The sequence below is a fragment of the Streptomyces sp. NBC_01224 genome, from assembly GCF_036002945.1.
GTDB lineage: Bacteria > Actinomycetota > Actinomycetes > Streptomycetales > Streptomycetaceae > Streptomyces.
In genome coordinates this window covers 5971517-5991231 of the sequence record NZ_CP108529.1, presented here as the reverse complement: position 1 = coordinate 5991231, position 19715 = coordinate 5971517, and the positions used below count along the sequence as shown (strand labels likewise).

General features: G+C 67.9%; 14 protein-coding genes, 1 tRNA gene and 3 pseudogenes. 7 read left to right on the top strand and 11 right to left on the bottom strand.

The window, feature by feature from the left end:
- Positions 1 to 2: 2 nt before the first annotated feature.
- Positions 3 to 1667, bottom strand: coding sequence for an energy-dependent translational throttle protein EttA (gene ettA, locus OG609_RS26965; RefSeq protein ID WP_327275184.1), 1665 nt, complete (start codon positions 1665 to 1667; stop codon positions 3 to 5).
- Positions 1668 to 1911: 244 nt separating this feature from the next.
- Entirely contained in the window at positions 1912 to 2667 is a 756-nt protein-coding gene (locus OG609_RS26960; RefSeq protein ID WP_327275183.1) for a GntR family transcriptional regulator, read from the bottom strand.
- 82 nt (positions 2668 to 2749) lie between these two features.
- Between OG609_RS26960 and OG609_RS26955 the strand changes: the two genes are divergently transcribed.
- The gene (locus tag OG609_RS26955; RefSeq protein WP_327275182.1) at positions 2750 to 3028 is read left to right on the top strand and encodes a hypothetical protein; all 279 of its coding nucleotides are present in this window, start codon (positions 2750 to 2752) and stop codon (positions 3026 to 3028) included.
- 326 nt (positions 3029 to 3354) lie between these two features.
- Entirely contained in the window at positions 3355 to 3909 is a 555-nt protein-coding gene (locus OG609_RS26950) for a GntR family transcriptional regulator (RefSeq protein ID WP_442818083.1), read from the top strand.
- 443 nt (positions 3910 to 4352) lie between these two features.
- On the opposite strand, the gene OG609_RS26945 is transcribed toward OG609_RS26950, so the two are convergent.
- Together OG609_RS26945 and OG609_RS26940 are read right to left on the bottom strand one after the other, a co-directional pair.
- Complete coding sequence (locus OG609_RS26945; protein WP_327275181.1) at positions 4353 to 4712, bottom strand: Imm32 family immunity protein; 360 nt, start codon at positions 4710 to 4712, stop codon at positions 4353 to 4355.
- Between the two features lie 236 nt (positions 4713 to 4948).
- The gene (locus OG609_RS26940) at positions 4949 to 7333 is read right to left on the bottom strand and encodes a hypothetical protein (protein ID WP_327275180.1); all 2385 of its coding nucleotides are present in this window, start codon (positions 7331 to 7333) and stop codon (positions 4949 to 4951) included.
- A gap of 436 nt (positions 7334 to 7769) precedes the next feature.
- Here OG609_RS26940 and OG609_RS26935 point away from each other — a divergent pair, with 436 nt between their 5' ends.
- Positions 7770 to 7970 carry a hypothetical protein gene (locus OG609_RS26935; protein WP_327275179.1) on the top strand — a complete coding sequence of 67 codons (201 nt, stop codon included), beginning with the start codon at positions 7770 to 7772 and terminating at the stop codon, positions 7968 to 7970.
- Positions 7971 to 8416: 446 nt separating this feature from the next.
- Here OG609_RS26935 and OG609_RS26930 read toward each other — a convergent pair.
- Positions 8417 to 8617 (bottom strand): annotated as a pseudogene (locus OG609_RS26930) (IS982 family transposase); the annotation flags it as partial.
- Positions 8618 to 8687: 70 nt separating this feature from the next.
- Here OG609_RS26930 and OG609_RS26925 point away from each other — a divergent pair.
- Positions 8688 to 9077, top strand: a complete 390-nt coding sequence (locus OG609_RS26925) for a hypothetical protein (protein ID WP_327275178.1) — start codon at positions 8688 to 8690, stop codon at positions 9075 to 9077.
- 202 nt (positions 9078 to 9279) lie between these two features.
- A pseudogene (locus OG609_RS26920) lies at positions 9280 to 10404 on the top strand (IS630 family transposase).
- A gap of 153 nt (positions 10405 to 10557) precedes the next feature.
- Here OG609_RS26920 and OG609_RS26915 read toward each other — a convergent pair.
- The 5 genes and pseudogenes from OG609_RS26915 to OG609_RS26895 all read right to left on the bottom strand — a co-directional run bounded on the left by OG609_RS26915 (position 10558) and on the right by OG609_RS26895 (position 17633).
- Positions 10558 to 10935 carry a nuclear transport factor 2 family protein gene (locus tag OG609_RS26915; protein ID WP_327275177.1) on the bottom strand — a complete coding sequence of 126 codons (378 nt, stop codon included), beginning with the start codon at positions 10933 to 10935 and terminating at the stop codon, positions 10558 to 10560.
- Between the two features lie 625 nt (positions 10936 to 11560).
- A complete protein-coding gene (locus OG609_RS26910) occupies positions 11561 to 13003 on the bottom strand; it encodes a Cys-Gln thioester bond-forming surface protein (protein ID WP_327275176.1) in 1443 nt (480 codons plus the stop codon).
- Positions 13004 to 13549: 546 nt separating this feature from the next.
- A pseudogene (locus OG609_RS46280) lies at positions 13550 to 13921 on the bottom strand (single-stranded DNA-binding protein); the annotation flags it as partial.
- 101 nt (positions 13922 to 14022) lie between these two features.
- Positions 14023 to 15999: a GTPase gene (locus tag OG609_RS26900; RefSeq protein ID WP_327275174.1), complete on the bottom strand. Its 1977-nt coding sequence runs from the start codon at positions 15997 to 15999 to the stop codon at positions 14023 to 14025.
- Entirely contained in the window at positions 15996 to 17633 is a 1638-nt protein-coding gene (locus OG609_RS26895; protein WP_327278199.1) for an ATP-binding protein, read from the bottom strand. The genes OG609_RS26900 and OG609_RS26895 overlap by 4 nt, the downstream gene beginning before the upstream one ends.
- A gap of 324 nt (positions 17634 to 17957) precedes the next feature.
- Here OG609_RS26895 and OG609_RS26890 point away from each other — a divergent pair.
- Positions 17958 to 18030: transfer RNA gene (locus tag OG609_RS26890), tRNA-Arg, on the top strand.
- Between the two features lie 297 nt (positions 18031 to 18327).
- On the opposite strand, the gene OG609_RS26885 is transcribed toward OG609_RS26890, so the two are convergent.
- The gene (locus OG609_RS26885; RefSeq protein ID WP_327278198.1) at positions 18328 to 19260 is read right to left on the bottom strand and encodes an ion transporter; all 933 of its coding nucleotides are present in this window, start codon (positions 19258 to 19260) and stop codon (positions 18328 to 18330) included.
- Positions 19261 to 19428: 168 nt separating this feature from the next.
- On the opposite strand from OG609_RS26885, the gene OG609_RS26880 reads away from it, so the two are divergent.
- The gene (locus OG609_RS26880) at positions 19429 to 19653 is read left to right on the top strand and encodes a twin-arginine translocase TatA/TatE family subunit (RefSeq protein WP_327275173.1); all 225 of its coding nucleotides are present in this window, start codon (positions 19429 to 19431) and stop codon (positions 19651 to 19653) included.
- The last annotated feature ends 62 nt before the right edge of the window (positions 19654 to 19715 follow it).

Here is a 19715-nt window from a genome sequence, read left to right as displayed (position 1 = left end):
GATCAGCCTCGCGTGAGCTTCTTGTACGTGGCACGGTGCGGGCGGGCCGCGTCCGCGCCGAGGCGGTCGACCTTGTTCTTCTCGTACGACTCGAAGTTGCCCTCGAACCAGTACCACTTGGAGTCGCCCTCGTACGCCAGGATGTGCGTGGCGACGCGGTCCAGGAACCAACGGTCGTGGGAGATCACCACAGCGGCACCCGGGAACTCCAGCAGGGCGTTCTCCAGCGAGGACAGGGTCTCGACGTCGAGGTCGTTGGTGGGCTCGTCGAGGAGCAGCAGGTTGCCGCCCTCCTTGAGCGTCAGCGCCAGGTTCAGGCGGTTGCGCTCACCACCGGAGAGAACACCGGCCGGCTTCTGCTGGTCCGGGCCCTTGAAGCCGAACGCGGAGACATAGGCCCGCGAGGGCATCTCGACCTGGCCGACGTTGATGTAGTCCAGCTCGTCCGAGACGACGGCCCAGAGGGTCTTCTTCGGGTCGATGTTGGCGCGGGACTGGTCGACGTAGGAGATCTTGACCGTGTCACCGATCTTGACGGAGCCGGTGTCCGGGGTCTCCAGGCCCTGGATCATCTTGAACAGCGTGGTCTTGCCCGCGCCGTTCGGACCGATGACGCCGACGATGCCGTTGCGCGGCAGCGTGAACGACAGGTCGTCGATGAGGACCTTGTCACCGAAGGCCTTCGAGAGGTTCTCGACCTCGACGACGATGGAACCGAGCCGCGGGCCCGGCGGAATCTGGATCTCCTCGAAGTCCAGCTTCCGCATCTTGTCCGCCTCGGCCGCCATCTCCTCGTAACGGGCGAGACGCGCCTTGGACTTGGTCTGCCGGCCCTTGGCGTTGGAGCGGACCCACTCCAGCTCTTCCTTGAGCCGCTTGGCGCGCTTCTCGTCCTTGCGGCCCTCGACCTTGAGGCGGGTGGCCTTCTTGTCGAGGTACGTGGAGTAGTTGCCCTCGTACGGCAGGGCGCGGCCGCGGTCGAGCTCGAGGATCCACTCGGCGACGTTGTTCAGGAAGTAGCGGTCGTGGGTGACTGCGACCACGGCGCCCGCGTACTTCGAGAGGTGCTGCTCCAGCCAGTTCACCGACTCGGCGTCGAGGTGGTTGGTGGGCTCGTCGAGGAGCAGCAGGTCGGGGGCCTCGATCAGCAGCTTGCAGAGCGCGACGCGGCGCTTCTCGCCACCGGAGAGGTTGACGACCGGCCAGTCGCCGGGCGGGCAGCCCAGCGCGTCCATGGCCTGCTCCAGCTGGGCGTCCAGGTCCCACGCATTGGCGTGGTCCAGGTCCTCCTGGAGCTTGCCCATCTCGTCCATGAGCGCGTCGGAGTAGTCGGTCGCCATGAGCTCGGCGACCTCGTTGAAGCGCTTGAGCTTGCCCATGATCTCGGCGGCGCCGTCCTGGACGTTCTCCAGGACCGTCTTCGCCTCGTCGAGGTGGGGCTCCTGCATGAGGATGCCGACGCTGAAACCGGGCGACAGGAACGCGTCACCGTTGGACGGCTGCTCCAGGCCCGCCATGATCTTCAGCACCGTGGACTTACCGGCGCCGTTGGGGCCCACGACACCGATCTTCGCGCCGGGCAGGAAGTTCAGGGTGACGTCATCGAGGATCACCTTGTCGCCGTGCGCTTTGCGCGTCTTGCGCATGGTGTAGATGTACTCAGCCAAGAGAAACCGTCCGGCTATCGATGTGTGGGCAGATACACCCCATCTTGCCTGACGTCCATCCCGGGATGGAAACCCGTCTCATCAGGGACCCGTGACCTGCCCCTTCACCATCCACGCTGGTAGCTCCCCTGTCACTGGCTGTTGCCCTCGATCAGTGCTGAGCGCCCTCGCACGGCCCAGGGACGGCCCAGGAACGATCACTCGGCGTACGTCGTCCCGTCGCCGAGCCCAACCCTCACCTCGGCTATCGCCCGGTGGGGATCTCGTAAACGATCTCGCACAGGGCGGCGGGCACGACGATATCCGCGGTCTCCACGGGTCGGCCTTGGTCGCTGTAGTACGTCCGCCTGATGTGGGTGACAAGAGCGGCCTTCTGGATACCGAGAAGCGATGCTTCCTCGGCAGTCGCCTGCCGCGGCTCCGGCTGCTCGACAGCGTGGCTGACCGTGATGCCGATCGCAGCCATACGGTTCACGACGCCCGCCCCGGCATGGGGCCCTCCCTCGGGGAGAACTACGAGCGTGCCGGCAGTGAGGTCGTACGGCTCCCAGCTCGTCGACAACTGCACCGGCTTGCCGTCGGCCAAGAACTCGTACACGGAGCGGACGCACAGATCGCCTTCGGCGACACCGAGCCGCGCCGCGATCTCCGCCGGTGCCGGGATCTTGGCCTCGGTCCGACTCTCCCAGTCCCCGCGCTTGCCCACAGCCTGCATGTCCGCACGGAACGGGGAGTCGTCACGCTGCTCGCGCGCCGACGAACGGACCACCCGGACGCGCCGCCGAGGTTCGGCGACGTACGTGCCGGAACCCGCACGGCCTTCCAGGACTCCCTGTGAGATCAGCAGCTCCTGCGCCCGACGGACCACGTTCTCGCCGACGCCGCACTCCTGGCCGATCTGAGCACGTGAGGGCAGCCGGTCCCCCGGCGTCCACTCATGCTCCGCGATCCGTTGTCGAAGAACGTCCGCGATGCGGAGATAAGGCGGCTGCTCAGGCATATGGAAAATCTAGTCTAGTCCACTAGCTCTAATCTAGTTAACTAGCCTTACGTATCGTGATCACTCGGCGACGGAGATAGCTGTGCCCGCTTCCGAACTGAGCGCCAAGGACATCGCCGCCCGGTTGTCCGCCGCCGGACTGACCACACGCGCGATGCAGCACGCCCACCACACATCGATCGAAGCGGAGGTGCCGGACGACTTCCCCGCCGACTCATGGCGGGAGGTCCTGGACGCAGTGGCGAAGGCCGATCGATTCGGCCTCTTCGCGAGCAATGTGGACGGCCGCGTCTTATGGGCCGCCGTACGCAAAGCGGCCCCCGCGACGGGCGATGTCCGGGGACCTGGCCATCAGCGATAGGAGCCGCCATGCCGTCTCACGCACCAGTGAGCGGCACTTCCCGAGGGGCCGTCACCGCCGCCCCTTAACAGCTTTCTGCTCGGGGGTCGCTCCCCTCGACCTCACCGACTCCCCCACGCTGCGCACGGGGCAGCTTCGGGACGGAATGGACGTCCTCGCCGACGAGGAGAACCAGCTCGTCCGCCGGTACGTGCTGGCCATCTGCGAAGGTGCGAGGCAGCGCTCAACGTCCGTAGCTCACACGCCCTTCGCGCGAACCTGGCTCGCACCGATGGAGGCGAACTGATGCCTTCTCATAAGCGACCAGGCGTGACGAAGGCGAATGCATCGCCGACGACCTCCGGACGCAGATCTCAACCGGCCGCATCAAGGCCGGCGAACGCCTCCCTTCCGAGGCGCGACTCGCCTCCCGCTATGCGGTCAGCACGCCGACGCTGCGGAGCGCCCTCGCAGTACTCCAGGACGAAGGGCTCGTTGAGAAGATTCACGGCAAGGGGAACTTCGTCCGCCACCCCCTCCGCAGAATCACGTACGTCGGCGGTGGCCGCACTCCCCTCGCTCAGACCGCGACCGATCCGGCTCTACGCATGACCGTCCGCACCACTCACCTCCCGGCGCGAGGGCATCTGGCCGCTCTGCTGAGGGTGTCGACAAGCAGCCCACTGACCGAATTCCTCTGCCTCAGCCACGAGGGGAAGTGCTGCGAGGCGGCAGTGGTCAGGCTGACCGAGCTCCTTCCCCCGCTGGCGGTGAACGAGACTACGGATGACACTGCGCCGACGGGCCGGTCCGAGCACGCCCTCCCGCACGCCTACCGCTTCCTGCGGATCTTGCTCTTCTTCGCCTTGGCTTCCTTCTCCTTGCGTTGCGCAACGCCGTAGGCAGACCAGGAGCCCTGGTGCTTCGCGCAACGAGAGGTGCCGACCACTGCAAGGTTCCGGCACGCTGTGCCAGCTTTGGTGCGAGCGCCGCACCTGGACTGAGATGCCATTCCATACCCCCGACGAAGAGGCCAGGTAACTCCAGACCCCAGGCAGGCTTCCACGTAGCGCTTGAGCAGGGTAGGCGCATGCGAGAGGCATGGGAGCACGTTCAGGATCGCCACCGAAACAGACCAGTCGAAGCTTCAGCCGGCAGCGGATCAGGTTGAGCGTGGGAACTCGGTCCCGGTAGCCCTGCAGTGACTCACCCCCGGCGACGCTTCGGTGACCCACACATGACCCACAGTCCGTTGAGAGGCCATGCTCTTAGAAGGCGCTTGGATGCTCGAGGCCACCAGGGTGCGTGACCAGCACGCTTACGTTGAATGTGCCGCTGATCCGGCTTACTTCGACACGCATTCGCCAGGCCGCCGCAACGAGGCATGTGTGGCAGCCACTGGTGGCTTGCCTCCATCCTCTTCGTCACATCGTTCCAGAACCAACCCGCCGGACCCGTCCGCCAGACCGTTGCCGTCCTCCAGGTGTAGATGGCTCCCGTCGGGAACGCCGTCCTTCGCGAGAGTGAGCAGATGGCCGGCCAGCGTTCTGAGGCCTGCGGCATTCGCCTCGATGACGACCTCACGACCGAGGTTCCGTACCTCGATCCGCGCGTCCTCCTCCCAGGTGAAGACCTGCGCGACACCATCGGTCACGGTCGTGACTTGGGTGCTCCCGGCTGAGGCGCTGCTGGATTCGTAAGTCATGCAGACCAACATCCCGCTTCGCGCACACGGCTCCGGAGGGCCCTTGATTCCCAGGCATCGTTGCTGGTGACGACCGCGGAGGGACGCGGACAGCTGTAGTCCGTCCACAAGTAGTCCACGCGCGCTGGACCACCACCTAGACCGAGCCAGCCGGTCCCTATTCGATTCGGCGGACTAGCAGCCCGATGAGGGTCAACTGTCGTACAGAGGTGATCCGTAGGCGCCAAGGCTGCCTTCTACCATGGAGGGGTTGGCGTGCCGTCCGGATCCAGCCCGTACGGCCAACGACCACTTCGAGAGAACTGCCGGGCATCGCCGAAATCAGCGGTTTGACGGAGCAAAGCCTCGGCGCCCTCTACGTCTCCGTCCCTCTCTAGCCTCCGCGCCAGCTTGACCATGGCATTCGTGTGACCGTTCTCAGCCGCATCGCTGAGCAAGGTTCTGGCGCCCTCCATGTCCCCGTTCTTCTCCCGCATTTGCATAAGGATGACCAAGGCGTTCGAGTGACCAGCGTCGGCCGCCCTTTGGTAGAAGGTCTCGGCGCCTTCCCGATCACCATCCTCTTCCCGCATTTGCATGAGGATGACCAAGGCGCTTGTGTGGCCGGCGTCGGCTGCACGCTGGAAGAGGGTTTCGGCGGTTTGCCGGTCTCCGTACTTCTCCTGCATGCGTGCTAGGTCGATAAGGGCGCTTGTGTGGCCGGCGTCCGCTGCTTGGTGGAGCAGGGTTTCGGCGGCTTGCCGGTCTCCGTACTTCTCCTGCATGCGTGCTAGGTCGATAAGGGCGCTTGTGTGGCCGGCGTCCGCTGCTTGGTGGAGCAGGGTTTCGGCGGCTTGGAGATTTCCGGCCGCTTCCCGCATGCGTGCTAGGTCGATAAGGGCGCTTGTGTGGCCGGCGTCCGCTGCTTGGTGGAGCAGGGTTTCGGCGGCTTGGAGATTTCCGGCCGCTTCCCGCATGCGTGCTAGGTCGATCAAGACGCTGGTGTGGCTGGCGTCCGTAGCATGTTGAATCAGTGCCCGAGCGCCTTCCCGGTTCCTATCTCGCTGCTTCGCCAGACTCACTGGAGACTTGATGCGGCCTTCGTTCGTACCTTGTCGAATCGGTGTCTGGGCGCCTTCCCGGTTCCTATCTCGCTGCTTCGCCAGACCCACTGGAGACTTGACGCGGCCTGCGTCCGTTGCTTGGCGGAGCAGGGTTTCGGCAGCTTTCTGGTCCCCGGCCGCCTCGCGCACACGTATCAGGATCATCAGAGCGTTGGCGCTGCCGTTATCGGCGGCTCGTTGGTAGAAACTTTCGGCGCTCGTCCAGTCCCCAGCCGCCTCATGCATCTGCCCCAGACTGAACAGTGCGGTGATGTGGCCAGCGTCCGCGGCCCGGCGGAGCAGGGTTTCGGCGCCTTCTCGATTCCCGTCCCTCTCCCGTATGTGCGCTAGGTCGATCAGGGCATTGGGGTGGCCAGCGTTCGCGGCCCGGTGGAGGAGGGCATCTGCCCATTCGAGACGGTGCCGATTGTGGGCAGCTGAGGCGAGGTTTCTGAGGTCACTGGGGTGGGTGAGATGCTCGTGGGCTGCGGCCCAAAACGACAAAGGTGGACACAAATGCTTGCGGCTGGTCCGGCCGTGTTGTTCGAGATAGTCAGCGAGTTGGAACAACGGCCCGGTGTTCGCTGCGCGTTCGGTGGACGAGGTCGCCTTGCCGGGCGGGCGTCGCTTGGGTCGGAGCATCGTGCGACGTAGCGGTGCTTGTTTGCCGTGGACGGGGCGGGCAAGGTCCGCGTAGGCCGCTTCCGCCCAGTCATCGGTGAGTTCGTCGTAGTCCTTGCTGCTGAGGTAGTCGGCGGCAGCCTCGGTGAGGAAGGCTTGTGGAAGGCGGATGCCCAAGCCGAGTCGACGGGCGTCCATCGCGGCCTCCAGCAAGGCTCTCGCAGCAGGTGAGGCGTGCTCGTATCGGTGCAAGAGTGCAGGAGCCCCAGCAAGGTCCTGTGTCACCCTCCCATCTACGCGAGTCCGGGTGAGCGTATCGGCCAGCAGCAGGTCGCCTTGATTAGCGAGAGCAGCTGCCGTGCGCAGCGCATTCTGGTCGAAGGCGTCAGGGATGGTGACGGTGCGCCCGGCAAGTAGCTCCCGCACCCGGCTGTGCTGATCTGTCTCGCCCGGAGCGGGCAGCGCCGTGTAGCGGTCTGCATACTCGGGCCACAGGGTGCCCAGGATGAGGGTTGGCTGACGGTCAGGATGCGTAAGGAGGCTGTGCAATGCGGCAGCGACTTGCTCACCGGCTCGAGGGTCGCCGAGGTAGTGGTGGGCCTCGTTTAACCACACCACTGTGTGGGGCCGCACGCGTTCCAGGTCGGATAGCGCAGCCTCAACACGCGTGGGGTCAAAGGGATGCCATAGCAGCCATTCATTGGGAGCAAGCGGTTGGACGGCTTCCCAGCACGCCCTGGTCTTGCCTGTCGAGGACGTTCCGACCAGGATCACCATCCGGCTGCGGCCTTCACCAACCTCGCGCACTGTGTCTGCCAGTACTCGGTCATGAGCGCGCATGACGTAGCGGGGCAGCACTCGTGGTCGGGCACCGGAGTCCCGCTTGCCCGAGGTAAAGCCGGCCGGGTGGATCTCCAAGTCATGCGGATCCCAGTCGCCTATCCGCCGGCCGGGAACCTGGGCAGGGCCTGCCAGAGAACAGGCTTCCCCAGCTGCGGTGCGCTGCAGCCTGAGCAGTTCGTTGTCCTTAAGGCGCAGGACACGGGCCAGGGCAACGACCGTCTCGGCTGACGGAGCAGGAGCCCCAGTCCTTAAGGCCTCATGGATGGTAGTCCGGCTCAGCCTGGCCTGGGCCGCGAGTTGTGTCTTAGCCAGCCGGGAGCGGGCCAGGCCGTTGTTCAGCCTGGTACGCAACTCGGTTAGCGCTGCCTCGCGCTCCGCTTCCTCGCCAGCCACTTGTCCGCCCCGCCCTCACCTGTTCGCTGGTGTTCATCTTCGTCCAGACGCACCCCGACGCACACCTATTCCGCGACCTTGAACACGTCAACACACCCTCATCTGCAAGGAACTTGTCGTGACCAATCTTGCTGTCGTCCTGCTGAGTGCCACGTTGGTAGCCATCCTGGCGCTGCTTGCAGCTGCTGTCGCGGGCAAGCTTGCTCGCCTGGACGGTGCCAGCTACCCCAGTGCGTGCATGCGGGCTGCCTCCACCTTCCTCGCCGTCATGATGCTTGCGGCAGCCCTCACCAGTGCACTTGCCGAGGTAGTCGCCTGAAACCGTCGAACCGGCGAATAGCTGCCCTGTGCTGGAAGGATCCGATAGAACGCAGGTCTGGAGTGGGTGGCCGCCATTACCCTGAACGCCTCGGGCACCGCACGACCTCCGCGCAGAAGGTCGGCAGTTAGGGGTCGACCTCCCGCTCGTGGCGGGAACACCGCCTCAGCCTCAGGCATTGAAGCTCCTCTGGCCTGCGATGTGGCGTTCTGGCTTCCGGCGCTCCCCGTACCGTCTGGCACACTTCTGGTACGGACCTGGGGCAGATTGCCCGAGTCAAGCTCCGCCGCGCGAGTACCAGAGCACTTGTTTGGAAGACCAGATACACGCCACCCGGCTGACGAGCGTCAGCAGCAGGTGGCTGAAGCTCAGTGGCGCCGCGAGCAGCAGACAGTTGAGCTGAACCGTCGACGCGACGGCTACATGCAGGTCAACGCGTCCTTCCGACGGGCATGGCGGAGCCATTTGGCCTCGGAGGTGTAGCCGAGTATGGCCTGCATCGTGGCGAGGGTGACCAGTTCGGCATCGCTCAGGCGGGGCGTAATGCCGACCGGCGGGCGCCACGGCGCCAGCCCAGGATGCTCCTTCAGGATGTCGTCGGTCGTCGCATAGAGTGCTGTCGCGAGGGTGTCCACGTCGTTCGTCACAAAACGATCTTGGACACCCTCGTTCTCGTCTCCGCAGGCACCCCTTGGACCACACCACCAGGAGGAACCAGTGTCATACCCGCAACTGCTCACCCCCGAGGAGAGGCTCGCCGACGCGAAGAAGCTGTTGAGCCTCCCGCGTATCGTCGTGATCTGCGGCTCCACCCGCTTCATGACCGAGATGAACGAGGCCGATCTGCGGGAGACCAAAGCCGGAAAGATTGTCGTCAAACCGGGCTGTGACATGAAGTCGCCGCACGAACTTTGGTCCGACCCTGTCGAGGCCGAGGCGCTGAAGGTTCGGCTCGACGATCTGCACCGGGCGAAGATCCGGCTCGCTGATGAGGTGCTCGTAGTCGGCGACTACATCGGAGACAGCACCCGAGCCGAAATCGCCTACGCCCGGTCGCTGGGCAAGCCCGTGCGGTTCACGCACCCCGAAGTCGACCCTGACGCCTGACCGCCCGCTGCCACCTCGACAACCAGGGCCGGCAGCCTGCCGCCTGACCGTCTCGCGGTGGCTTCGGCCGCCGCCCACCCCACACCCTCCGCAGGCATCCCTTGGAATTGATCACCTAGTGCTGTGACCGCATAGGTTCGCCGGGTTGGTCGTCGTGGCGGTTGGATGTGCGGTGACGTCCGATCCGACCGCTGGAGGCGCGGTGGCCGAGCCTGTCCGTGTGCGCAGACTGACCGACCAGGAAGGGCAGCGGCTGCAGCAGATCGTGCGCCGGGGCAGCACCAACTCGGTGCGCTACCGGCGCGCGATGATGCTGCTGGCCTCGGCTGGCGGGAATCGGGTGCCGGTGATCGCCCAGCTGGTGGCGGCCGACGAGGACACCGTGCGCGATGTGATCCACCGGTTCAACGAGATCGGTCGGCCTGGCCTGCCTGGACCCTCGGTGGGCAGGAGGCCGTCCCCGCCTGCTCAGCGATGACGACGAGGACTTCGTCGTCCAGACGGCCACCACCCGCCCCACCAAGCTCGGCCACCCTTTCACTCGCTGGTCGCTACGCAAACTCGTCGCCTACCTGCGCACAGTCCACGGCCGAGTGATCCGTATCGGCCGCGAGGCGTTACACGGCCTGCTCGCCCGCCGTGGAGTCACCTTCCAGCGCACCAAGACCTGGAAGGAATCCACCGACCCCGACCGCGAGGCGAAGCTGGACCGGATCGAGCACGTCCTGGACCGTTTCCCCGACCGGGTCTTCGCGTTCGACGAGTTCGGCCCACTCGGGATCCGGCCCACCGCAGGCTCGGGCTGGGCCGAACGGAAACACTCCGACCGGGTGCCGGCCACCTACCACCGCACCCATGAAGTCCGGTACTTCCACGGCTGCTACTCGGTCGGCGACGACATGTTGTGGGGCGTCAACCGCCGCAAGAAAGGTACCGCGAACACGCTGGCCGCGCTCAAGTCGATCCGCGCCGCCCGGCCCGACGGCGCCCCCATCTACGTGATCCTGGACAACCTGTCCGCCCACAAAGGCACCGACATCCGCCGCTGGGCTACAAAGCACAAGGTCGAGCTGTGCTTCACCCCGACCTACGCCTCTTGGGCCAACCCCATCGAGGCCCACTTCGGACCGCTGAGGCAGTTCACCATCGCCAACTCCAACCACCCCAACCACACCGTGCAGACAGAGCCCTGCACGCCTATCTACGCTGGCGCAACGCCAACGCCCGCCACCGCGACGTCCTGGCCGCCGAACGCAAGGAACGCGCCCGCATCCGAAGCGAGAAGGGCATCCGTTGGGGCGGACGCCCCCTCAACACCGCAGCCTGACCAACCGCGAACTTACACAGCCACAGCGCATCATCGGTCCGCTCGTGGCCAAGCGCGGACGACCGAAGCGTTGTGAAGATGATCTCGGCTGGGCAGACCCGGAGCCCCGAACGGGGCCGGTTCAGGAGAAGGACGGCGCCAGAGGAGAATGACTCAGGAGGCGGACGGCTCGATCTCCCCCGCGAAGACGATGACCTGGTCGATGAGGCTCCGCCGCAGATGGACGACGTCCGTTCCCGCCAGGCGGGGGCCTCCATCCGGCGTCGTGAAGACCCACTGGTACCGGGCCCACTCGTCCGGCATGTCCACCGCCGAACAGCGCACCATCGTGCCGGTCCCCGCGGGGTGGCGCCGGATGTCCAGCACGAACCGCTCGACCGCCTCGATCCCCTCACTGCGGCCCAACGGTCCCCAGAAGACCACGTCCGAGGTTAGGGCCTGGGAGAGCAGCGCAGTCACATAGCTGTCCTCCGAGGCGTTGAACGCGGAGATGAACGTGTCAATCGCGGACCGCGCGGTCTCTTCCTGCATGCACCAGTAATACCACTCGCCTCGCGGACCGCGCTCGTCCCGTGAGCCGTCTCCCGACCACAGTGAACCATCCCGGTCACAGCACTAGATGAGATGACGGCGGCGCTGTCTGAGGTCTACCGGCGGACCATGTGCTTGGAAGAAGGGAATCCGGATCCGGATGGGGCATTCGATGACATAAGGGCGGACTTCGTTCATCTTTGGGAGCGATGGGAGAGGATGCGCGGCGTGATGCGCACCGATCTCGGCGTCGGGAACGTCACCGGCGAGCAACCGGCAATCGGCCCCCTGACAACTACCCCCTCTCCCGGCTGACGGCCCGCAGACGGCCCGCAGACGGCCCGCAGACGGCCCGCAGACGGCCCAGGCTGCCTGAGACGGCCCCTCATCGGCGGAAGACCTTCTGGTCAGGGGCTGTTCTGCGCCCTCGGCCGGAGAGAAACACCCCATCTTGCCTGACGTCCATCCCGGGACGGAAACCAGTCCGCTCCCCGGTACACCCCGACCCGCCTCCCGGCACGCACCGCCCCCGTCTTCCGGCATGCGACGGCCCCGGTACGCGTCCGCGTACCGGGGCCACCATCAGGCAGGCGTGACAGATTGCCTGCTGTTCGTCACTCCGTGATTACTGGGCGGAGGACTGCGTCTTGCGCTTGCGGAGGAAGAAGACCGCGCCGCCGCCGACGACGACGAGGGCGATCGCGACGCCCCCGATGATCGGAGTGGCGCTGGAGCCACCGGTCTCGGCGAGGTCGCCGGTGGACCCGGCCGAGCTGCCGCCGGCCGTGGCCGGGGCGGCCTTGTCCTGGGTCTGGGTGTCGAGGCCGCCGGTGCTGCTGCCGCTGGTCTTGCAGTCCAGGACGCCCTTGAACGTCTTCGAGAAGCCACCGGGTCCGGTGATCGTGAAGTCGTACGCCTGGTCCTCGGCGACCGGGAGGGTCACCGTCTCGGACTTGCCCGCCTCGATGGTGTGCTTCACCCCGGCCAGCTCGAACGTGAACGCCTCGTCGCCCGTGTTGCTCGCGGTGACGTCCACGCCGCCCTTGGCGCAGTTCTTCTTCGCCGAGACCGCCGGGATCGCACCCTGCTTGGCCCAGGTCGCGGTGGCGGTCGCGGAGACCGTGGACTCGCTGGAGCCGGCCAGGATCATGGTCTGGCTCTTGGTGACCCCGGCGAAGGCCCGGCCGACCGGCACCGACGTGGTGGCCTGGACGGTCAGCGAGGCGGAACCGTCGGCGGTGCCCGCCGGTACGTCGAAGTAGAGCTCAGCCCCGTTGGCCGCCGCGGTCACGGGCTTGCCGCTCTTGTCGGTGACCTTGACACCGCTGGCGGCGTCGGCGGGCGGGGTCACGGAGACCTGGCTCGCATTGGTACGGACGGTGACCGGCCCGAGCCGCTCACCGGACTTGCCGGAGACCGCGGCCGAGTCCAGGGCGAGGGACGCCTTGGGCTCAGCCTGGTCGACGGCGTTGTGCTCCAGCCAGTCGGCAAGCTTCTCGGCCTGGCCGTCGGTTGCGTCGACATCGGCGTTGTCCGAGTAGCGCCAGATGGCGACCTGGGTGCCCGCCGCCGCGGTCTTCTCGGTGAGCGGTCCGGTGCCGGCCTGCTTGGCGAGCGCCGCGAGGTCGTCGACCTGCGGGTAGGAGTGCTCCAGGATCCAGCGGATCTTGCCCGCGTTCTTGTTGCTGCCGAGCGAGGTCTGGTTCCAGGGGGTCTCCAGGTACTTCGCCTGGTCCTGGGTGGGGTTGTGAATGTCGATGCAGTACGTCTTGAGCTTGCCGCCGCCGTCGACGGTCATCTCGAAGACCCCGGCGGGGAGCTCCCGATTCCGGCCGTCCGCGTGGAGCACGGCGCGGTCGTAGGTCTTCAACCCGTCCAGAACCGCTGCCGCGCCACCTTGATGCTGCGGCGCCTCGTCGGCGACCGCGCTGCCGGCACCGACGAGGGTGCCTGCCATGACCAGACCGGATGCCACCACCGTAGCGGCCAGCCGGGCTATGCCCCGCCGCCGTGGAGAACTGGTCGTCTCCGTGGAAGACGAAACGGTCGCTGAATGAGCAGAAAACACAGAATTCCCCTCCGGGCGAGACCCTCCGCGCCTGATGCGCGTGTGGGGATTGTCCCGCCAGTCGACTCAAGTGCCCCGTGAGTACGGGGGAATCCTAAGGAGGAAGAGATGAACATTCCCCCCTCATACCGTCGTACAACCATTCCGAATCGGAATCGTTATCGCCGGTATCGCGCGCGGCGCCTCGACGCCCCCCGATCCGACTTTCCGTCAGATCCGCCCCTCGAGCCCGTCCCGTCACGACACCGACGCAAGTTCCTGACCGCGTTTCTGACGCACCGTCGGCCTCTGTACCCGCTGCCGCCCGACCCGTTGTGACTGTTCGGACTGCTCAGCCTGCTCGGGCTGCTCACTCTGCTCGCCTCCCCCCTCCCGCTCGTCCCCCTCGACCCGTGACGCTTCGCGCGAACCACCCGGCCGCGCCTCGCTCACCTCCCGTGCTTCCCGTGCCTCCCGCGCCGGGCCGCCCGACCAGTCCGGCTCGTCCGAGCGCACCGGCCCGTCGCCCTGGTCCACCGCCCTGTCCACGCTTCCCCCACGCGTCATCAACCCCGGATCGCCCCTCATCACCCGCCGGAACGCAGCCGTCCCCCGGGTCAGGTCGTGCCCCACCGCCACCGCCTCGATGTCCACGAACGTCCGCCGCCGGCCCTCCCGTTCCTCCTCGCGCACCTTCAACCTGCCGTGCACGACGAGCGGTTCTCCGACGGAGACGGAACCGGACAGATTCGATGCCAGAGTCCGCCAGGCCCACACGGTGTAGAAGCTGGTGTGCCCGTCCGTCCAGAGCTGTTTCTCGCGGTCCCAGCGGCGTGGCGTCACCGCGAACCGGAATCGCGCCATTCCGCCGGTCGCGGTCTCCCGGAACTCCACGCCCGTCGCCGCGTTTCCCACCAGTGTCACCAAGGTGTCATTCATGACTCCGCCTCCCCTTCGGCCCTTAGGCTCCAGCGACCGCACCCGCACGGCCACTGGTCCCAGGTTGAAGGGAAGGCGGAAATCCTGCTGATGCCTGTGGACTACCGAACAGTTGTGGAAAACTCCGTCACCGTCACGTACCGCTCCCGCACCTCGCGGTACCGCACGAGTTCCGCCGCCACCGGATCGAGCACCCGTGCCCGCCCACAGGCAGCCGCCGCCTCGCGCAACTGCCGCTCGGCCTCCTGCCCGTACCGTCGGGCGGGCCCCCGTGCCGCGGCCGCACACGACCACTCCACGAGCGGACCGCCAGTGATCCCGGCCAGCATCACCAGGGCGGGCGTGAGGAATCCCGGTTCCAGTACGCCGACGATCTGGCCCACCAGCCAGAGACCGCCGAAGATCTGCAGCACCGTCATCGATGCCTGTGCCAGCACGGCGGCGGGCCACCACCTGGGTCGCGGCGGCTTCCCGCCCACGCGACCGCTGTGCGCCACGCCGGAGGCCCCGGCCACCCCGGTCGCCACGACCGTCGAACCGCCCGGACCGACCGAACCCTGCGCACCACCTGCCGCGCCACCCGAGAAACAGCTCACCACCCGCCCCCGCCCGTCCGCGCTGCCGGCCCTTTCCGCCAGCTCGTCGAGCGCCTCCGGCAGCCCGTCCGCACCGTTCACCGCGGCCTCGCGGACCGCCTGTGCCCAGGGGCCGGGCAGCCCGCCGGCGGCCTCGTCCGCCACCGTCCGCACGGCCTGTTCGACGCGTTGCCGGGCGGTGAGGTGCTCCTCGGGGGGTGCGGGCTGCGCCGGGCACTCCAGGCTTCCCGGCCGCCGGGTGGACTCGTACCAGCGCCACAGCCGCAGCCACGGCGTGCCGCACGCCCGGCCGGCGTTCCTTCGCCACTCGCGCTCGGCCGCCTGTCCCGCCGCGGCCGCTCCGACGGCCTCCGCGAGCCGGTCGGCGAACTCCTCGCGGGCCCCTTCGCCGAGACCGGGCCGCCCCTCGGCGACGTACACCGGACGGAGCCTGGCCGCGGCGGCGTCCACATCCGCGGACAGCCGGCGCGCCGCTGCCGTGCGCTCCTGAACGAACCGGCCGAGCACCTCGCGCAGTTCGCCCACGCCTTCGCCGGTGAGTGCGGACAGGGACATGACGGTCGCGCCCGGTTCGCCGTGTTCGCCGAGCGCCATGCCGTCCTCGTCGAGCAGCCGGCGCAGATCGTCGAGAACCTGGTCGGCGGCGTCGCCGGGCAGTCGGTCGATCTGGTTGAGGACGACGAACGTGATCTCGGCGTGCCCGGCGAGCGGCCGCAGGTAGCGCTCGTGCAGGGCCGCGTCCGCGTACTTCTCCGGGTCGACGACCCAGATCACCGCATCGACCAGCGCAAGCACCCGGTCGACCTGATCACGGTGCCCGGCCGCCGCCGAGTCGTGGTCGGGCAGGTCGACGAGGACGAGCCCCTGGAGTGCCTCATCGGCGTCCGTACCGCTCTGTTGCGGCCTGCGCCTGAGCCGTCCCGGAATGGCGAGCCGGTCCAGCAGCCCGGCGGCCCCGTCGGTCCAGGAGCAGGCGATGGGGGCGGAGGTGGTCGGCCTGCGCAGACCGGTGTCGGAGATCTGGGCACCCGCGAGGGAGTTGAACAGGGTCGATTTGCCGCTGCCGGTCGCTCCGGCGATGGCGACGACGGTGTGCCTGGAGGAGAGCCGCTGGCGGGCCGCCGCTTCGTCGAGCACGCGTCCCGCCTCGGCGAGGGTGGCCCGGTCGAGCCTGGCCCTGGACAGCCCGACGAGTTCACGCAGCGCGTCGAGCCGCGGCCGGAGAGGACCGCTCGACGGTACGTACGCCTCGACCTGGGGCAGCCGTACCTCGTCGTTCGGGGCGTTCCCGGTCCCGGCGTCTGCCCCCTTGGCGGCCGCGCGCCGGGCGATGAGCCCGTCGTTCCAGTCCCCGCCCGCCTCCGGCACGGCTGTGCCCAGGTCGTCGGGTGTCCGGCGCCGACTCCGGTGGTTCCGGTTCCGGTCCTCGTGAGAAGTGGGACTCTCGCCCCGGCCGGGCCCCTCGTCAATGACGGCAGTCATCGCTGCCACCTCTCCTTCTGCAGTACGGACAGCGCGGCAATCAGTTCGGCCTGCGGCTCCGGGGCCACATCGAGTGCGTCGAGCGGCGCGAGCCGCCGGTCGCGCTCGCCGTCCAGCACCCGGTCGAGGCAGTTGGTGAGCAGTGCGCCGCCCTTGTCACGCAGCCGCAGCGCACCCTGGGCCCCGATCCGTTCGGCGAGTTGTTCCCCGGCGCCGCGGGTACGGCGACCGCCGAGCAGCGCGGCGGCCAGGAGCGCCACCACTGTCTCGGCGTCGGGTGCGGCGTTGCGTTCGAGCCGGCGCACCTCTTCCTCGGCCAGTTCCTCCAGCATCCGCCACCACCGCCGTACGGCCATGGCAATCCGGCCCCGGATGTCCTCGGCGGGCCCCCATCCCCCGGCCTCCCTGCCGACATCCTCGAAGCCGAACACCCCGGCCGCGGGCTCGCGCTGCCAGGTCGTGCGGATCTGTTCGTCGGCTGCGGCCACCGCGCACTGCAGAAGTGCGGCAAGACTCTCCACCAGCGCTTCGAGGAGTTCCTCGGAGTTGCTGTACATCGGGTATCCACGCCACCGGGTCCGGGCGTCCCCGGCGAGCACGCCGCCGTTGCGCAGCCGCCGCCGGACTCGGGCGCCTTCTGTGCGGTACGCGTCCTCGACCACACCGGTCAGCCGCACGGCCGCCGCGTACTGTGCGGCAACGGCCCCGGCCAGCGCGGGCATCCGTACATCCAGCGAGTCGATGACCCCGGCCGCCGTGCGCCCGACCGCCTGCTGACGGGCCGCCGGGTCCTGGGCGCGGTGGCTGAGCCAGGCCCGCAACGGGGCGACCGCAGTGGTCGGCAGCAGGCCGCTGCCGCCGGCCGATTCGGGCAGCTCAGGAATGGTGAAGCGCGGCAACTCACCGAGGCCCGCCTTGGTGAGCAGCGCCCCGTACTGCCGGGACACCTCGGCGATCACCTGGTGCGGTACCCGGTCGAGGACGGTGACGAGCGAGGCGTCGTACTCCTTGGCGGTACGCAGCAGGTGCCACGGCACGGCGTCCGCGTACCGGGAGGCCGTGGTCACCATCACCCACACATCCGCGGCGCAGATCAGCTCGGCGGCCAGGACCCGGTTCCGTACCACAAGCGAGTCGATATCGGGCGCGTCGAGCAGCGCGAGCCCGCGCGGCAGCCCGGTGGCGGTCTCGACGCGCAGCGCGGTCCCGTCCTCCTCGCTCCCGTCGAGGTCGTCGCACCGACCAGGGTCCCCGTTCTCCTCCGGGGGCAGCCAGACCCTGGTGAGCTGCGGCAGTACGCGGACCCCCGCGAACCAGTGGTGATCATCCGGATGGCAGACGAGCACGGGCGTCCGCGTGGTCGGGCGCAGCACCCCGGCCTCGCTGACCAGCCGCCCCACCAGCGAATTGACGAGCGTCGATTTCCCCGCCCCGGTGGACCCGCCGATGACTGCGAGCAGGGGCGCTTCAGGATCTCTGAGCCGGGGAAGCAGATAGTCGTCGAGCTGGGCGAGCAGCTCGCTACGGGTCTGGCGGGCGCGCGCGGCCCCCGGCAGCGGAAGTGGAAGACGCACGGCAGCGACACGGTCGCGCAGGGCGGAAAGTGCGTCGATGAGCTGAGGCCGTACGTCCAAGGTCACCACATGCGAAGAATGCCCAATTTTGGCGCCTTTTTGAAGCGTATAGCCACCTCTGCGCGCCGGTTCTCCTGCTGGGACAGAGTCGGGACAGAGGGGACGAGTGGGGCGCAGGCATAACGAGTGCACAACACCCGGGCCGCGAGGCGTCAAAAGCGATGCGGGAATCCCACCCACCTGCGATTATCGGTTCGCTTCACCGAACCTCCACATCGTGCCACGCAGGTGAAGCAACCGGGTCTAGGCGATCGGAGCCCTATCCTTGTCCCGGCGGGTCGTCGACCGGCCCGGCCCCAGGGCTTCAGGCCGCCGAGGCCACCGGCCCCCGTAGCTCAGTGGATAGAGCAGGCGCCTTCTAAGCGCTTGGCCGCAGGTTCGAGTCCTGCCGGGGGCACTTTGCCCGCACAACCCCGAGGCCCTCTGACCAGGAGGGCCTTTTCGCTGATCAGAGGCACGTTAGCGAGCGCAGCGTAGTGGCGGCGTAAGCCTTGACGGAAGCGCTGGTGGGGCGGGCGGCAGTCCGGCTGGGGGCGGTTTCACACGGCTTCCGGCGGCTGTTCTTCCCGCAAACTTCCCGAAGTTTTGGGTGTGGTCTCTCTACGGCAGGGCCGGAGAAGGAAGCTGCTGGGTGCTCATGGCGGGGACGACATCGCCGCCCATGGACCGCAGGAGCGGCGGCTGCGGGGAGGGATCACGGGTGCTCGCCCGGGGTCGGGACCATGCGTCCGGCTTCCCGGGCCCGCGGCGTCGCGGCCTGGACAAGGTCACGTTCGAGTTCGTCCAGAGCGCGGCGGGCCGCCGTGATGCGTTCGAGCAGCGGTTGCGCGTCCTCGGGTGCCGACCGAGCGGGTGATCCCGGCAGCTGTGGCTCCTTCTCCAGCTCGCGGGCCTCGTCGAGAGAGGTGATGACGACGCCGATGAGGACATTGACGAGGACGAAGGAGGCGAGCAGGACGTAGGAGGCGTAGTAGAGCAGGCTCCAGCGCGAGATCTCCAGGCCGGCCTGGACCGCGTCGCCGATGCCGTCCAGGGTCATCAGGAGGAAAAGGGTGAGCACGGCGCGGCCGATGGAGCCGTAATGCTCGGGGTCGTGGCGGGAGAAGAAGACCCAGCCCACCATGGCATAGACATACAACAGCAGGGCGCCGACGAGCAGGAAGCTCAGGGCGCCGGGCAGGCTGCGGGCGATCGCGACCAGTACGACGCGCAGCTGCGGCAGGAAGCGGGCGGTGCGCAGGACGCGGGCCAGCCGCAGCAGCCTTAGTACGGTGGTGTTCTCCCGCACGACGGGCAGGAAGGCGCACAGGACCACGGCGAGATCGAAGAGGTTCCACGGGTCGCGGAAGAAGTCGCGGGGGCGGTCGGCGTGTGCGGCCAGGCGCAGGATTATCTCGGCGGTGAAAGCGGCAAGGCAGGTGTGCTCGGCGAGCCGCAGCCAGCGCTGTCCGTCGGCGACCAGGCCGGAGTATGTCTCCAGGCCCAGCAACGCCGCGTTGGCCACAATGACGCCGAAGACCGTGAGGGCGAACCATCGGGCCTCGGTGATGGTGCGGCAGAGGCCGGCCAGTTCCTGCCGAGTCGGCCGGACGGCGACCCCTGCCCCGTGGCCGTGGTGGTCCGACATCATGCTGTCTCCGCTCCTTCGCGCCGTGCGCCCTTTTTGGCCAACCGGGCTGGAAGGCGGGCTTGTTGAGCGATCACGCTCCAGGAGAGACTTCTACAGCACTGTAGATTGTGGCGGGTGCCCGGTACGCCGTATCGGCCCCGCCCGCCCCGGGAGAGAGCAGACCTGATGTTCGGCTTGAGCGAGCTGGCCGTGATCCTCGTCGTCGTCATCGTGGTCCTGGGGATCAAGAAGCTGCCCGAGCTGACGCGTTCGGCGGGCAAGGCGGCCCGGATCTTCAAGAGCGAGGCCAAGGCTCTCAAGGAGCAGGACTCCGGGACGCCGACGACTTCGGGAGGCAGTGTGGTGTCCGGCACCGTCGTCGACGGTGCCGAGCGATCTCCGCGTCCCTGAAGCCGGCCCCGCTCCGGGGCAGTGGGAGCGCAACGCGCCATCTGCTCCGGGAAGCCGCCGAG

Bases quoted from the DNA above. Each gene is read 5' to 3' on its own strand.
- OG609_RS26960 (WP_327275183.1), bottom strand. From the start codon at position 2,667: ATGCCTGAGCAGCCGCCTTATCTCCGCATCGCGGACGTTCTTCGACAA.
- OG609_RS26945 (WP_327275181.1), bottom strand. From the start codon at position 4,712: ATGACTTACGAATCCAGCAGCGCCTCAGCCGGGAGCACCCAAGTCACG.
- OG609_RS26915 (WP_327275177.1), bottom strand. From the start codon at position 10,935: ATGCAGGAAGAGACCGCGCGGTCCGCGATTGACACGTTCATCTCCGCG.
- OG609_RS26900 (WP_327275174.1), bottom strand. From the start codon at position 15,999: ATGACTGCCGTCATTGACGAGGGGCCCGGCCGGGGCGAGAGTCCCACT.
- OG609_RS26885 (WP_327278198.1), bottom strand. From the start codon at position 19,260: ATGTCGGACCACCACGGCCACGGGGCAGGGGTCGCCGTCCGGCCGACT.
- OG609_RS26880 (WP_327275173.1), top strand. From the start codon at position 19,429: ATGTTCGGCTTGAGCGAGCTGGCCGTGATCCTCGTCGTCGTCATCGTG.